This is a genomic window from Aeromicrobium sp. 10G20-16 (genome assembly GCF_055809665.1).
The window spans coordinates 1,463,478-1,476,484 of sequence record NZ_CM147919.1 but is presented as its reverse complement, the minus strand read 5'-3'; the positions used below and the strand labels follow the sequence as shown (position 1 = coordinate 1,476,484).

Genomic DNA, 13,007 nt, shown 5'->3' with positions numbered 1-13,007 from the left:
GTGATCCCGGTTATACGTTTGGACCCGAACGATTACTCGAGGGAGTCGCATGCACGTGACCGAGATCGCCGGCGTCGAGGTCGACACCGATCACTGGATCGGTGGGCGACGGGTCGCCTCCGCGCAGACTTTCGACGACGTGTCGCCCATCGACGGCACCGTGGTGGCGCAGGTGGCGCGCGGCGGCGCCGACGAGGCGGCCCAGGCCGTCCGGGCCGCGCACGAGGCCTTCCCCGGCTGGGCTGCGACGAGCCCGGCCGAGCGGGCCCGGATCCTGCACGCGATCGCCGACGGTGTCGAGCAGCGCATCGAGGACCTCGCGATCGTGGAGACCACCGACAACGGTGCCCTGATCCGCTCGCACCGGCGCGGCGTCATGCCCCGGGTGGCCCACAACTTCCGGTTCTTCGCCGACTACCTGCTCGACGGCCTCGGCCACGAGGACTTCGAGACCCGCGGCCACCGCAACCACGTCAGCTGGGACCCGGCCGGTGTCTGCGTGCTGATCTCGCCGTGGAACGCCCCGTTGATGCTGGCCACCTGGAAGGTCGCGCCCGCGCTCGCCGCCGGCAACACGGTCGTGCTCAAGCCGTCGGAGTTCTCGCCGCTGACCGCGTCGCTGCTGGCCGACATCGCCGCCGCGGCGGGCCTGCCGGACGGTGTGCTCAACGTCGTGCAGGGCCTCGGGCAGGAGGTCGGTGCGGCCCTGGTGGCCGATCCGGGGGTCGCGCGCATCTCGTTCACGGGTTCGGTCCCCACCGCGAAGTCGATCGCCGCTGCGGCCGCCGCCAACCTCACGCCGGTCTCGTTCGAGCTCGGCGGCAAGTCGCCCTTCGTCGTGTTCGCCGACGCGGACCTCGACCTCGCGGTCGAGAACGCGGTCGAGCAGTACGACAACGCAGGCCAGGTGTGCCTGTCCGGCACCCGGCTCCTGGTCGAGGAGTCGATCCGCGACGCCTTCGTCGAGAAGTTCGTCGAGAAGGCGAGCGCCCTGCGCCAGGGCGACCCGCGTGACGACGACACCGACATCGGGCCCTCGATCCACGCGGCCCACCTGGAGAAGGTCGACGGCTTCGTGCAGCGGGCCCGCGCCGCAGGTGCCACGGCCGTCATCGGCGGTGAGCGCAATACCGAGCTCATGGACCAGTTCGGGGGTCCGTACTACCGGCCGACGCTGTTCACCGGCGTCGACCCCGCGTCGGAGATCTCGACGCAGGAGGTCTTCGGGCCGGTTCTCGTGCTGCACACCTTCGACGGCGAGGACGACGCCGTGCGTCAGGCCAACGACTCCGAGTTCGGTCTCGCGGCCATGCTCTTCACCGGAGATCGTGAGAAGGCCGACCGGGTCGCCGCCCAGCTCGTGGCGGGCACGATCTGGGTCAACTGCTTCTTCGTGCGCGACCTGCGGGCACCGTTCGGCGGGTCCCGGATGTCCGGCGTCGGGCGCGAGGGCGGCACCTGGTCGTTCGACTTCTTCTGCGACGTCAAGAACACCGTCACGTCGCCGGACGGCTGGACACGAACGGATGGAGCTGACCATGGGTGAGATCGTCGGCGCGGGCCTGCTCGCGCACGTCCCGACCATCGTGCTGCCCGAGGCGGTGCGCAAGGAGCTCAACGGTGGGGTCGACTCCACCCTGGTCAGTGGCCTGCACGACCTGCGACGCGAGGTGTTCGACACGCTCGACTACGACACCGTCGTCGTGCTCGACTCGCACTGGGCCACCACGGTCGAGTTCGTCGTGACCGCCCAGGAACGACGCGCCGGCCTGTTCACCTCCGAGGAGCTGCCGCGCGGCATGGCCTCGCGGCCGTACGACTTCCTCGGCGACCCCGAGCTGGCGCACGCCATCGCCGCCGAGGCGCCCGGCCAGGGCACGTGGATCACCCCGATCGAGGACGACACCCTGCCGATCTTCTACGCCACCACGAACCTGTGGGAGTTCCTCGGTCAGGGGCTCCCGGACAAGCGGTGGATCTCGATCGGGGTCTGCCAGACCGCGGACACCGAGGACAACCTGCGCCTCGGCCGCGCTCTGGCCCGCGGCATCGCCGCCACGGACCGCAAGGTGCTGCTGATCGCCTCGGGCGCCTTGAGCCACACGTTCTGGCCGCTGCGCCAGATCCGCGACCACGAGGCCGCCGATCCCAGCCACATCTTCACCCCGGAGGCGTACGCCGCCGACCTGGAGCGGCTCGAGTGGTTCGCTGCGGGCGACCACGCGCGCGTCCTGGACACGATGCCGGAGTTCTACCGGTTCAAGCCCGAGGCCCGGTTCGGCCACTACCTGATGATGATCGGCGCCCTCGGCGAGCAGGACTGCACGGCGCCGGGACGGCAGTTCAGCGAGTACGAGAACTCCGTCGGGACCGGTCAGGTGCACGTGTGGTTCGATCGGCCCGACGCCGGTTTCCCGCCGGCCCGGCAGACCGACACCAGTCAGGACGGCTTCACCGCCACGCCGTCGTCGCCGATGCAAGGAGAACCCGTCCGATGACCGAGCACCGCCGCATCCTCCTCGACGGCAACGTCGTCGACGTCGTCCGCGACGGCGACACCCTCGTGGCCGGCGACGGCCGCAGCGTGCTGGTCGCGGACGCGATCCACCTGCCCCCCGTGGTGCCGACCAAGGTCATCGCGGTGCACCTGAACTACCGCAGCCGGGTCGACGAGTTCGGCACGACGTTGCCGAGCGCCCCGACGTACTTCCAGAAGCCGACGTCGGCGCTCAACGCCCATCGCGGAGCCGTCGTGCGCCCCGAGGGCTGCAAGTGGCTCAACTACGAGGGCGAGATCGCCATCGTCATCGGTCGGACCACCCGCAACGTGAGCCAGGCGGAGGCGGGCGACCACATCGCCGGGTACACGATCGCCAACGACTACGGCCTGCACGACTTCCGCGACACCGACGCCGGCTCGATGCTGCGGGTCAAGGGTTCGGACACGCTGTGCCCGCTCGGCCCCGGGTTCGTCGACGACTGGGACTTCCACGACAAGCGCATTCGCACCCTCGTCAACGGCGAGGTGCGCCAGGACAGCACCACGGCCGAGATGGAGTGGGACATGCACTACCTGGTCGCCGACATCGCTCGCACGATCACCCTCAACCCCGGTGACGTGCTGCTGTCCGGAACGCCGGCCACCTCGCGCACCGTGTACCCCGGCGACGTCGTCGAGGTCGAGGTCGAGGGACTCGGCACGCTGACCAACCACATCGTCTCCGGGCCCACGGCCATCCGCACCGATGTCGGAGCCCAGCCCACCGAGACCGACGAGGTCCTGTCCACCGCGCAGGGCGGCGACTGGCCCAAGCGCGAACTGATCAAGAAGCAGAGGGAGCAGCAGTCATGAAGGTGATCGTCGATCTGAACCAGTGCGCCGACCACGGACAGTGCGTGTTCTCGGCGCCCCAGGTGTTCTCCCTGGACGACGACGGCAAGCTCGCGTTCCGGTCGATGACCGAGGGCGACACGTACGTCTCCGGAGAAGCTCGACGAGGAGTGGCGCGACGACGTCGAGGAGGCGGCCGACGTCTGCCCGCTGCAGGCGATCGAGATCGAGGACTGACGTGTCCGGCGCCGCTGGTCGTGTGGTCGTGGTCGGCGCCTCCATGGGCGGGCTGCGCGCCGCCGAGGCCGTCGCCAAGGCCGGGTACGCCGGCGAGGTGCTGGTGCTCGGCGAGGAGCCGCGCATGCCGTACAACCGCCCGCCGCTGTCCAAGGACGCGCTCAAGGGCGGTCTGGACGAGGCCAAGCTGGAGTTCCGCGTCCCGCGCGCTGCCGCCGACGCGGTGTGGCGCCTCGACACCCGGGTGGTCGCCGCCGACCTGACGGCGCGCACCGTCACCCTCGCGTCAGGAGAGCAGATCGGGTGGGACGGTCTGGTCGTCGCCACCGGCCTGCGCCCGCGCCGACTGGACCTGCAGGGACCCGAGAACGGCCGTCACGTCATCCGCACGATCGAGGACGCGGCAGCGTTGCGCGAGGCGTTGCTCGGCGGGAGGCGCCTGGTCATCGTCGGTGCCGGCTTCATCGGTTGCGAGGTCGCGGCCACCGCCCGGCGGCTCGGTGTCGAGGTCGACGTCGTCGCCCCCGAGGACGTGCCCATGCAGCGTCCGTTGCGCCACGAGCTCGGCGCGGCGCTGCAGCGTCGGCACGAGGCCGAGGGTGTGCGATTCCACCTCGGCACGGTGCCGGTCGGCTTCGGCGGCACCGATCGGGTCACGTCGGTCGAGCTGGCCGACGGCACCATGCTCGATGCCGACCTCGTGGTCGAGGCGGTCGGGTGCATCCCCGAGGTCGAGTGGCTGGAGGGCAACGGACTGGACCTGCGCGACGGGCTGCTGTGCGACAACGCGATGCGCGTGGAGGGTCGTCCCGACGTCGTGGCCTGCGGTGACGTCGCGCGCTTCCCGAACCTGCTGCTCGACGACGTGCCGCGTCGCGTCGAGCACTGGACGATGGCGACCGACAGCGCGCGACGGGCCGGGGGCACCCTCGGCCGTCACCTCACCGGCGAGGCGGTGGACGACACGCCCTTCGCGCCGATCCCGTCGTTCTGGAGCGATCAGTACGACCTGCGCATCCAGTCCTTCGGCTCGGTCGGGGTCGGCGAGCGCGCCGAGGTGCTCGAGGGTGATCTCGACGGCGAGGTGGTGGTCGGGTACCACCGTGTCGACGATCAGGGCGCCGACGCGCTCGTGGGCGTGGTGATGGTCGGCCTCGCCGGGCGCCTCAAGCACTACCGCGACCTGATCGCACAGGGGCCTGACGCGTCGGGCAGGATCGGTGCATGACGGGCTTCCACACGCTGCAGCAGACCGAGGACGCAGTCGCCTCCAAGATCGACGACCTGCCGATCGACTTCGCCGCGATGGCGGCTGTCTCGAACCTGTACCGTGCCGCCTCGGCGATCCGCAACCACCTGGAGCAGTCGGTGCTGCGCAAGGTGGACCTCACCTGGACCGCGTTCGTCGTCCTGTGGGTCGTGTGGATCTGGGACGAGATCGAGACACGTCACGTCGCCGCGGAGGCGGGCATCACCAAGGGGACGCTCACCGGCGTCGCGCAGACCCTGATCAACCGGGGCCTGGTGGTCAAGCAGGTGCCCGCGCACGACCGACGACGCACGTTGCTGTCGCTCACCGACGAGGGCCAACGGCTGATGAAGCAGCTGTTCCCCTCGTTCAACGCCGAGGAGAAGTTCGTCACCGAGTCCCTCGGACGGGCCGAGGTCGACGCGCTCGGCGGCTCGCTGCACCGCATCATCGAGCACCTCGAGTCCGGTACCACCGATCGCCGCGCCGCCCAGCGCGACGCGTAGTCGTCGGTCACCCTCGCGCGGCGTCGACCAGGGCCGCGAAGAGGGCTGCCTGTGCGGCATCGGTGGCCGCGGTGTCCTCGGGATGCCACTGCAGGCCCAGGAACCAGCCGGCCGCGTCGAGCAGCTCGACGGCCTCGGTCGTGCCGTCAGCGGCGCGTGCGACGGGCGTCATCGCCTCGCCGAGCCGCCCCAGGCTCTGGTGGTGGAAGCAGGACACCTCCACCTCGGCGCCGATGGTGGCGTCCAGCAGGGTGCCGGCGTCGACGTGGATCGTGTGCACCAGGTCGCGATGGTTTCCGGTGGTCTCCGACATGTCCTGCACGAGGTCGCCACCGCGTGCCACGTTGACGACCTGGAGCCCGCGACAGATCGCCAGCAGGGGAGTGCCGGTGGCGAGGGCGTGTCGTGCCACGGCGAGGTCGAACAGGTCCTGCTCGACGTCGACGTCGTACAGGGTGGGATGAGCGGCCTGGCCGGTCGAGCTCGCGTCGAGGTCGCCGCCACCGGGCAGGACGATGCCGTCGGCGAAGGCGAGTCGCTCGCCGACCTCGTCCGGATCGGACGGATGCACGGCCAGCGGCTCACCGCCGGCGGCGTGCACGGCGGCGACCAGGGTGCGGGGTAGCACCTCGGCGCGGTAGCGCAGGGCAGATGCCGACTCGGAGAACCGAGCCGGGATCGCGATCAGCGGTCGGCGGCGGTGCACAGCAGGGTTCATTTGGTCCCAAACAATATCAGGTGCCGCCCCGATTTCGGGTTCTCTGCTCCACCCGTGTATCTTGGGCTGTCGGCTTGCCCCTTTAGCTCAGTCGGCAGAGCGTTTCCATGGTAAGGAAAAGGTCTACGGTTCGATTCCGTAAAGGGGCTCTGGGAGACGAGGGAAACCTCGTCAACCCTCACACAGGCGCAGCGGCGGGGTAGCTCAGTTGGTCAGAGCGCACGACTCATAATCGTGAGGTCGCGGGTTCGAGCCCCGCCTCCGCTACACAGACAGACACCGCACCACCGATCAAGAAGAGGCACCCCGTGGCCAGCAAGAGCTCTGACGTTCGCCCCAAGATCACCTTGGCCTGCACCGAGTGCAAGGAACGCAACTACATCACCAAGAAGAACCGTCGCAACGACCCCGATCGTCTCGACATCAACAAGTTCTGCCCCCGCTGCAAGACGCACCGGGTGCACCGCGAGACGCGCTGACCCTCGACTGCTCGACGGCCCCTCCGGACGTGGTCCTGGAGGGGTTTCGTCATGTCCGGCACTGCTAGCGTCGTCGTCGTGGACCTTGCCGACCTGACGACCCTGCGCCTGGGTGGTCCCGCCCGGTCCTCGGTGACCGCCGGCACGGAGCACGAGCTGGTCGAGGCGGTGCGTGGGGCCGACGCCGCTGGTCAACCGCTGCTGCTGGTGGCCGGCGGCAGCAACCTGGTCGTGGCCGACGACGGCTTCGACGGCCTCGTCGTGCAGGTGGCCACGCGCGGCATCGCGGTCGAGGCCGATGCGTGCAGTGGCGCCACGGTCACCGTCGCCGCCGGCGAACCGTGGGACGGCTTCGTGGCGCACTCGGTCGAGAACGACTGGGTGGGGATCGAGGCGCTGTCCGGGATCCCCGGCTCGGTGGGTGCGACGCCGATCCAGAACGTCGGCGCCTACGGTCAGGAGGTCGCCGACGTCATCGCCTCGGTGCGGGTGCTGGACCGGTCGGACGGCACCATTCGCACGCTCGCCGCGGCGGACTGCGCCTTCGCCTACCGGCACAGCCGCTTCAAGGCCGAGCCGGATCGCTTCGTGGTGCTGACCGTCACGCTGCAGCTTCCGCTGGGCGACCTCGGCGCGCCGATCGCCTACGCCGAGCTGGCCAGGACGCTCGGTCGCGAGGTCGGCGACCGCGCACCCATGGCCGACGTCCGCGCCGCCGTGCTGGGCCTGCGGCGTGGCAAGGGCATGGTGCTCGACCCTGACGACCACGACACCTGGAGCGCCGGCTCGTTCTTCACCAACCCGCTGGTGACGCCGGAGCAGGCCGACGCGCTGCCGTCCGACGCGCCGCGCTTCCCCCAGCCGGACGGCACGGTCAAGACGAGTGCCGCGTGGCTGATCGACCACGCGGGATTCGCCAAGGGTCACACCCGTGGTCGCGCCGGGCTCTCGACCAAGCACGTCCTCGCCCTGACCAACCGCGGTGGCGCCACCACCGCCGAGCTGCTGGACCTGGCGCGCGAGGTGCGTGCGGGGGTCGAGCAGGCCCACGGCATCACCCTGGTCAACGAGCCGGTGCTGGTCGGGTGTCACCTGTGACGGGCGTGCGACGCCGCTAGTACCCGGTGTCGTAGGTGTTCATGATCGCGACGCCGCCGACCAGCGCGGCCAGCAGCAGCAGCGCGACCACGAGCAGGGCCGTGCCGACGATCCCCATGACCATGCCGGCCCGTGCCTCGCTGCGACCGCCCCACCGCCCGGGCTCGCGATCGATGTCGCGCACGGCCTTGGCGCCGAGGTACCAGGCGATGGGTCCGAGCACGGCGGTGACGCCCACGACCACGCTGCACACCGAGAGGATCCCGAGGATCAGGGCCACGGTCGAGCGCGGATGGTTCGGGAGCCGCAGGTAGGGCGGATGGGTCATGGCCTCATCATGCCGTTCGGTCGGTCGGGGCGAGCCAGGTCTCGATCTCGGCGAGCCCGGACTGAACGAGGTCGGTGGGCGCGGCCGAGGCCCTCAGGGACATGCGGGCGAGCTCGGCGAGGTCGGTGTCGTCGAAGTCCTGGGCGGCCCGCAGCAGTGCGTACTGGCCGCCGAGGCGGGTGCCGAACAGCAGCGGGTCGTCGGCCCCGAGCGCGACGTCGATGCCGGCATCCATCAGCGTGCGGACCGGGACCTCCTCGAGGGTGGAGTAGACGCCGAGCGACACGTTGGAGACCGGGCAGACCTCGAGAGCGACGCCCTCCGACGCCAGGCGCTCGAGCACCCGCGGGTCCTCGGCCGAGCGAACGCCGTGCCCGAGGCGGTCGGCGTGCAGGTGGTCCAGGGCGGTCGTGACGTTGGACGGGCCGAGCAGCTCCCCGGCGTGCGGCACGAGGCGCAGGCCGGCCCGCTCGGCGATGGCGAACGCGGGTCCGAAGTCCTCGGTCGTCCCGCGGCGCTCGTCGTTGGACAGCCCGAAGCCGAGCACTCCTCGGCCGGCGTACTGGGCGGCGAGCCGGGCCAGGGTCCGGGCGTCGAGTGGATGTCGGGTGCGGTTGGCCGCCACGACCAGGCCCATGCCGAGGCCGGTTGCGTTCGTGGCGTCGCGGACCGCGTCGATGACCAGGTCGGTGAAGGCGGTGATGCCGCCGAAGGTGGCCGCGTAGCCGGACGGGTCGACCTGGATCTCGGTCCACACGGCCCCATCTGCGACGTCGTCCTCGGCGGCCTCGCGGACCAGTCGGCGGATGTCGTCCTCGGTGCGCAGCACGGAGCGGGCCACGTCGTAGAGACGCTGGAACCGGAACCAGCCCTTCTCGTCGGTGGCGACCAGCTGCGGCGGCCAGTCCTCGACGAGCGACGCGGGCAGCCGGATGCCGTCCCGGGCGGCGAGGTCCAGGAGTGTGCCGTGTCGCATGGAACCGGTGAAGTGCAGATGAAGGTGGGCCTTCGGCAGCGTCGCGATCGTGCGGTGACCCATGGCGGCCATCTTGTCAGCCGGGTCGTCGGGTCAGAAGAACTGGTCGATGAGGATGCTGTTGCCGTCGGGGTCGGTGACGGTGACGTGGGCCGGCCCGGTCTCCGCCTCGGCGTTGAGCGTGGCGTCGAGGCCGGCTCGGGTCAGTGCCGCGTGCACTCGGCGCACGTCGGTGAAGTCCGCGACCTGCTGCATGCGATTGTCGAGACCGGGGTTGAACGTCAAGATGTTGCTGTCGAACATCCCCTGGAACAGTCCGAGTGTCGTCTCGCCGTTCTTGAGGATCAGGTAGTGGTGCTCGCGGTCCCCGCCGGTCTCGACGAAGCCGAGCGCGGCGTAGAAGGTGGCCGACGCATCGAGGTCGGACACGGCGAGCGACACGGAGAACGCGCCGAGGTCGAGGGTGCCCGGCAGCGGTGCCGAAGGGTCAGGTGTGGAGGTGTCCATCGGGGGAGTCTGCCTCAGTTCGACTCGGGCGCGCAGGACCCCGTACACTTGACGGACCGGCGAAACTCAGGCTAGTTCGTCATGCCCTCGTACGGGCGCGACGGATCGGCTCGGGGGCCGCGGACGGCACTAGCTCAACTGGTAGAGCATCGGTCTCCAAAACCGAAGGTTGGGGGTTCAAGTCCCTCGTGCCGTGCGAAGCACGGACCAAGAGCACAGTGCCGTGCGAAGCACGGACCAACAAGCTCAGTGCCGTGCGAAGGACTCGCACGACGACAGCACGACGAAGGAGAACGGTGACCGACAGTCAAGAGCTGGCCAGCAGGCGCGGCCGCACGTCGCCCATCACGTTCTACCGCCAGGTGATCGCCGAGCTGCGCAAGGTGCACTGGCCGACCCGCCCGCAGGTCGTCAACTACTTCTTCGTGGTGCTGGTGTTCGTGCTGATCATGATGGCGATCGTCGCCGGCCTCGACTTCGGTCTGGCCAAGGCGATGTTCTGGATCTTCGCCTGATCTGCCGAGCCCACCCCGAAGCCCCACACCATGAACCCAGAAGAGGATGTCGACGTGCCTGACGTCACCACCGATGAGACCGATCTGACCGAGGACGCTCCCACCGAGGACGCCCCGGTCGAGGACGTGCCGGTCGAGGACGTGGCGAGCGATGCGCCTGCCGACGAGACCGCCGACGAGGCCGAGGTCGCCGACGAGACCGCGGAGGAGCCCGTCGCCGACGCGCTGCAGGAGTTCCGCGACCGGCTCTACAGCCAGTTCGGCGACTGGTACGTCGTGCACACCTACTCCGGCATGGAGAAGCGGGTGAAGTCGAACCTGGAGAACCGGGTCACCTCGCTGAACGCCGAGGACTTCATCTTCGAGGTCGTCGTCCCGACCGAAGAGGTCGCCGAGATCAAGAACGGTCAGCGCAAGCTGGTCAAGCGCACCGTGCTCCCCGGCTACGTGCTGGTCCGCATGGACCTGACCGACGAGTCGTGGGGCGTCGTGCGCCACACCCCGTCGGTCACCGGCTTCGTCGGCAACTCGCACCAGCCGGTCCCGCTCAGCCTCGCGGAGGTCGAGTCGATGCTCGCTCCGGCCGTCGAGGCCGAGATCGCGGTCGCCGCCGACTCCACGGACCAGCAGCAGACGGCAGCATCCACCAAGGTCGAGTTCACCGACTTCGCGGTCAGCGACTCGGTCATGGTGGTCGACGGTCCGTTCGCCACGTTGCACGCCACGATCACCGAGATGAACGTCGACGCCCAGCGCGTCAAGGCGTTGGTCGAGATCTTCGGCCGCGAGACGCCGGTCGAGCTGAGCTTCACCCAGATCCAGAAGGTCTGACCGCCCCCGGTCACCCCACGCATCACCCACCACTGAGAAACAAGGACACCACCACCATGCCTCCCAAGAAGAAGGTCGCTGCGATCGTCAAGGTCCAGCTGCAGGCCGGTTCGGCCAACCCCGCGCCCCCGGTCGGCACCGCGCTCGGCCCGCACGGCGTCAACATCATGGAGTTCTGCAAGGCGTACAACTCCGCCACGGAGTCCATGCGCGGCAACGTCGTCCCCGTCGAGATCACGATCTACGAGGACCGCACGTTCGACTTCATCACGAAGACGCCGCCCGCGGCCGAGCTGATCAAGAAGGCCGCCGGCCTGAAGAAGGGCTCGTCGGTGCCGCACACCGACAAGGTCGGCAAGATCTCCAAGGACCAGATCCGCGAGATCGCCACCACCAAGATGCCCGACCTCAACGCCAACGACATCGATCAGGCGATGAAGATCGTCGAGGGCACGGCGCGCTCCATGGGCGTCACGACCGACTGATCTCTGTCAGTCAGTTCAGCACCGACTAGCAAGACCTCATCACGCACCACTAGTGGCAGGGCCAGCTGGGCCCGACTCACCACGACTGGTCACATCAACAGAAAGCAGAACCAGAGATGGCACAGCACTCCAAGGCGTACCGCGCGGTCGCCGAGAAGATCGACAAGGACAACCTGTACACCCCGCTCCAGGCCACCACGTTGGCCAAGGAGTCCGGCAGCACCAAGTACGACTCGACCGTCGACGTCTCCATGCGTCTGGGTGTCGACCCGCGCAAGGCCGACCAGATGGTCCGCGGCACGGTCAACCTGCCGCACGGCACGGGCAAGACCGCTCGCGTGCTGGTGTTCGCCACCGGCGCCAACGCCGATGCCGCCCGTGAGGCCGGCGCCGACTTCGTCGGTTCCGACGACATGGTCGAGAAGGTCAGCGAGGGCTGGCTGGACTTCGACGCCGTCGTCGCCACGCCCGACATGATGGGCAAGGTCGGCCGCCTGGGCCGCGTGCTCGGCCCGCGCAACCTGATGCCGAACCCGAAGACCGGCACCGTCACCACCGACGTCGCCAAGGCCGTCGGCGACATCAAGGGCGGCAAGATCGAGTTCCGCGTCGACCGTCACGCCAACCTGCACTTCGTGATCGGCAAGGCCTCGTTCAGCGCCGAGCAGCTCGCCGAGAACTACGGCGCCGCGTACGACGAGGTCCTGCGTCTGAAGCCGGCCAGCTCGAAGGGCCGCTACGTCAGCAAGATCGTGGTCTCCACCACCAACGGTCCGGGTGTCCCGGTCGATCCCAGCCGCGTGCGCAACTACTCGGCTCCCGACGAGGCCTGACACCACCACGTATCCTCGGTGCATGCGCATCTCACGGATCGTTCCGCTCCTGGCCGCCAGCGTCCTGTCGCTGGGGCTGCTGGCCGGCTGCGGCGACAAGGAGTCGGCTGACGGGTCGTCCTCGTCGGACGCCGTCGCTGCGGCGGCTCTGACCCAGGACACCTTCGCCGACGAGATCTCGTCGGCGATCGACAAGGCCGGCTCCGCGCACCTGTCGATGAGCGGGAACGTCGGGGGCCAGGAGCTGTCGGCAGAAGGCGACCAGAAGCTCGGCTCGACGCCTGCGGACAGCCAGATGTCGTTGACCGTCAAGGTGCTCGGGATGGACGCGGACCTGCGCCTGATCGACCAGGTCCTGTACGTCAAGTTCGGCGCCCTGACGCAGGGCAAGTTCGCCAAGATCGACCTGACCGACACGAGCAACCCGCTCGTGGCGCAGTTCGGCGACCTGGCCGCGCAGGCCGACGTCGCGGCGCAGATCGAGTCGTTCAAGAAGGCGATCAGCGGGTTCGAGAAGGCCGGGTCGCCGAAGTCCATCGACGGGGTCGAGGCGCAGCCGTACACGGTCACCGTGGACACCTCCAAGCTCCCGAAGGCGGACGGCGAGGTCGCGGGCCAGCTGCCGCAGACCTTCGACTACACGTTCTACGTCGGGCCGGACAACCTGCCGCGTCGCATGGTGATCGACCTGAAGGGCTCCGCGGTGACCCTCGACTTCAGCAAGTGGGGCGAGGACGTCACCGTCGAGACGCCGTCCGCCGGTCAGATCACCGACCTCGACCTGAGCAAGCTCGGTGCCGCTGCCAGCTGACCGATCCGCTGGATTTTGCAGCGGGGCAGTGCTGCCCTAGACTCGACACGCCGAAGACCGCTGGTCGGCCGCTCTCGCGAGTGGCTCGAAGTGCCCGAGAGGG

16 protein-coding genes, 3 tRNA genes and 2 pseudogenes are annotated in these 13,007 nt (G+C 69.4%); 17 read left to right on the top strand and 4 right to left on the bottom strand.

What is annotated here, in order from left to right:
* The first annotated feature begins 49 nt into the window (after positions 1–49).
* The 7 genes and pseudogenes from AC0L5F_RS07475 (at position 50) to AC0L5F_RS07445 (ending at position 5,323) form a co-directional block, all read left to right on the top strand.
* Complete coding sequence (locus AC0L5F_RS07475; protein WP_473315983.1) at positions 50–1,546, top strand: aldehyde dehydrogenase; 1,497 nt, start codon at positions 50–52, stop codon at positions 1,544–1,546.
* The gene (locus tag AC0L5F_RS07470; RefSeq protein WP_473315982.1) at positions 1,539–2,498 is read left to right on the top strand and encodes a 3,4-dihydroxyphenylacetate 2,3-dioxygenase; all 960 of its coding nucleotides are present in this window, start codon (positions 1,539–1,541) and stop codon (positions 2,496–2,498) included. The genes AC0L5F_RS07475 and AC0L5F_RS07470 overlap by 8 nt, the downstream gene beginning before the upstream one ends.
* A complete protein-coding gene (locus AC0L5F_RS07465; RefSeq protein WP_473315981.1) occupies positions 2,495–3,352 on the top strand; it encodes a fumarylacetoacetate hydrolase family protein in 858 nt (285 codons plus the stop codon). The genes AC0L5F_RS07470 and AC0L5F_RS07465 overlap by 4 nt, the downstream gene beginning before the upstream one ends.
* A pseudogene (locus AC0L5F_RS07460) lies at positions 3,349–3,408 on the top strand (hypothetical protein); the annotation flags it as partial. The gene AC0L5F_RS07465 and the pseudogene AC0L5F_RS07460, both read left to right, overlap by 4 nt.
* 106 nt (positions 3,409–3,514) lie before the next feature.
* Positions 3,515–3,568, top strand: a pseudogene (locus tag AC0L5F_RS07455) (hypothetical protein); the annotation flags it as partial.
* A gap of 1 nt (position 3,569) precedes the next feature.
* Positions 3,570–4,796 carry an NAD(P)/FAD-dependent oxidoreductase gene (locus tag AC0L5F_RS07450; protein ID WP_473315980.1) on the top strand — a complete coding sequence of 409 codons (1,227 nt, stop codon included), beginning with the start codon at positions 3,570–3,572 and terminating at the stop codon, positions 4,794–4,796.
* Entirely contained in the window at positions 4,793–5,323 is a 531-nt protein-coding gene (locus tag AC0L5F_RS07445) for a MarR family winged helix-turn-helix transcriptional regulator (protein WP_473315979.1), read from the top strand. The genes AC0L5F_RS07450 and AC0L5F_RS07445 overlap by 4 nt, the downstream gene beginning before the upstream one ends.
* A gap of 7 nt (positions 5,324–5,330) precedes the next feature.
* Here AC0L5F_RS07445 and AC0L5F_RS07440 read toward each other — a convergent pair whose 3' ends face one another.
* Complete coding sequence (locus AC0L5F_RS07440; protein ID WP_473315978.1) at positions 5,331–6,041, bottom strand: gamma-glutamyl-gamma-aminobutyrate hydrolase family protein; 711 nt, start codon at positions 6,039–6,041, stop codon at positions 5,331–5,333.
* Positions 6,042–6,117: 76 nt separating this feature from the next.
* Here AC0L5F_RS07440 and AC0L5F_RS07435 point away from each other — a divergent pair.
* The 4 genes from AC0L5F_RS07435 (at position 6,118) to AC0L5F_RS07420 (ending at position 7,618) form a co-directional block, all read left to right on the top strand.
* Positions 6,118–6,190 (top strand) — tRNA-Thr (locus tag AC0L5F_RS07435).
* 44 nt (positions 6,191–6,234) lie between these two features.
* Positions 6,235–6,308: transfer RNA gene (locus AC0L5F_RS07430), tRNA-Met, on the top strand.
* Positions 6,309–6,349: 41 nt separating this feature from the next.
* On the top strand, positions 6,350–6,520 hold the full coding sequence (gene rpmG, locus AC0L5F_RS07425; protein ID WP_473315977.1) for a 50S ribosomal protein L33: 171 nt from the start codon (positions 6,350–6,352) through the stop codon (positions 6,518–6,520).
* A gap of 51 nt (positions 6,521–6,571) precedes the next feature.
* A complete protein-coding gene (locus AC0L5F_RS07420) occupies positions 6,572–7,618 on the top strand; it encodes a UDP-N-acetylmuramate dehydrogenase (RefSeq protein ID WP_473315976.1) in 1,047 nt (348 codons plus the stop codon).
* Between the two features lie 16 nt (positions 7,619–7,634).
* Here the strand turns inward: AC0L5F_RS07420 and AC0L5F_RS07415 are convergent, their stop codons facing one another.
* The 3 genes from AC0L5F_RS07415 to AC0L5F_RS07405 are packed head-to-tail and all read right to left on the bottom strand — an operon-like array spanning position 7,635 to position 9,429.
* Positions 7,635–7,946 carry a DUF4190 domain-containing protein gene (locus AC0L5F_RS07415; protein WP_473315975.1) on the bottom strand — a complete coding sequence of 104 codons (312 nt, stop codon included), beginning with the start codon at positions 7,944–7,946 and terminating at the stop codon, positions 7,635–7,637.
* 7 nt (positions 7,947–7,953) lie between these two features.
* On the bottom strand, positions 7,954–8,985 hold the full coding sequence (locus AC0L5F_RS07410) for an adenosine deaminase (RefSeq protein WP_473315974.1): 1,032 nt from the start codon (positions 8,983–8,985) through the stop codon (positions 7,954–7,956).
* A gap of 30 nt (positions 8,986–9,015) precedes the next feature.
* Positions 9,016–9,429, bottom strand: coding sequence for a VOC family protein (locus AC0L5F_RS07405; RefSeq protein WP_473315973.1), 414 nt, complete (start codon positions 9,427–9,429; stop codon positions 9,016–9,018).
* 123 nt (positions 9,430–9,552) lie between these two features.
* On the opposite strand from AC0L5F_RS07405, the gene AC0L5F_RS07400 reads away from it, so the two are divergent.
* The 6 genes from AC0L5F_RS07400 (at position 9,553) to AC0L5F_RS07375 (ending at position 12,904) form a co-directional block, all read left to right on the top strand.
* A tRNA-Trp gene (locus AC0L5F_RS07400) sits at positions 9,553–9,625 on the top strand.
* Between the two features lie 100 nt (positions 9,626–9,725).
* A complete protein-coding gene (gene secE, locus AC0L5F_RS07395; protein ID WP_473315972.1) occupies positions 9,726–9,944 on the top strand; it encodes a preprotein translocase subunit SecE in 219 nt (72 codons plus the stop codon).
* Positions 9,945–9,998: 54 nt separating this feature from the next.
* On the top strand, positions 9,999–10,775 hold the full coding sequence (gene nusG / locus AC0L5F_RS07390) for a transcription termination/antitermination protein NusG (protein WP_473315971.1): 777 nt from the start codon (positions 9,999–10,001) through the stop codon (positions 10,773–10,775).
* Positions 10,776–10,831: 56 nt separating this feature from the next.
* A complete protein-coding gene (rplK, locus tag AC0L5F_RS07385) occupies positions 10,832–11,260 on the top strand; it encodes a 50S ribosomal protein L11 (protein ID WP_473315970.1) in 429 nt (142 codons plus the stop codon).
* Between the two features lie 116 nt (positions 11,261–11,376).
* Entirely contained in the window at positions 11,377–12,093 is a 717-nt protein-coding gene (gene rplA / locus AC0L5F_RS07380; protein WP_473315969.1) for a 50S ribosomal protein L1, read from the top strand.
* A 22-nt stretch (positions 12,094–12,115) separates the two neighbouring features.
* Positions 12,116–12,904 (top strand): SCO4651 family lipoprotein, encoded by a 789-nt coding sequence (locus tag AC0L5F_RS07375; protein ID WP_473315968.1) that lies wholly within the window; start codon positions 12,116–12,118, stop codon positions 12,902–12,904.
* Positions 12,905–13,007: the final 103 nt, after the last annotated feature.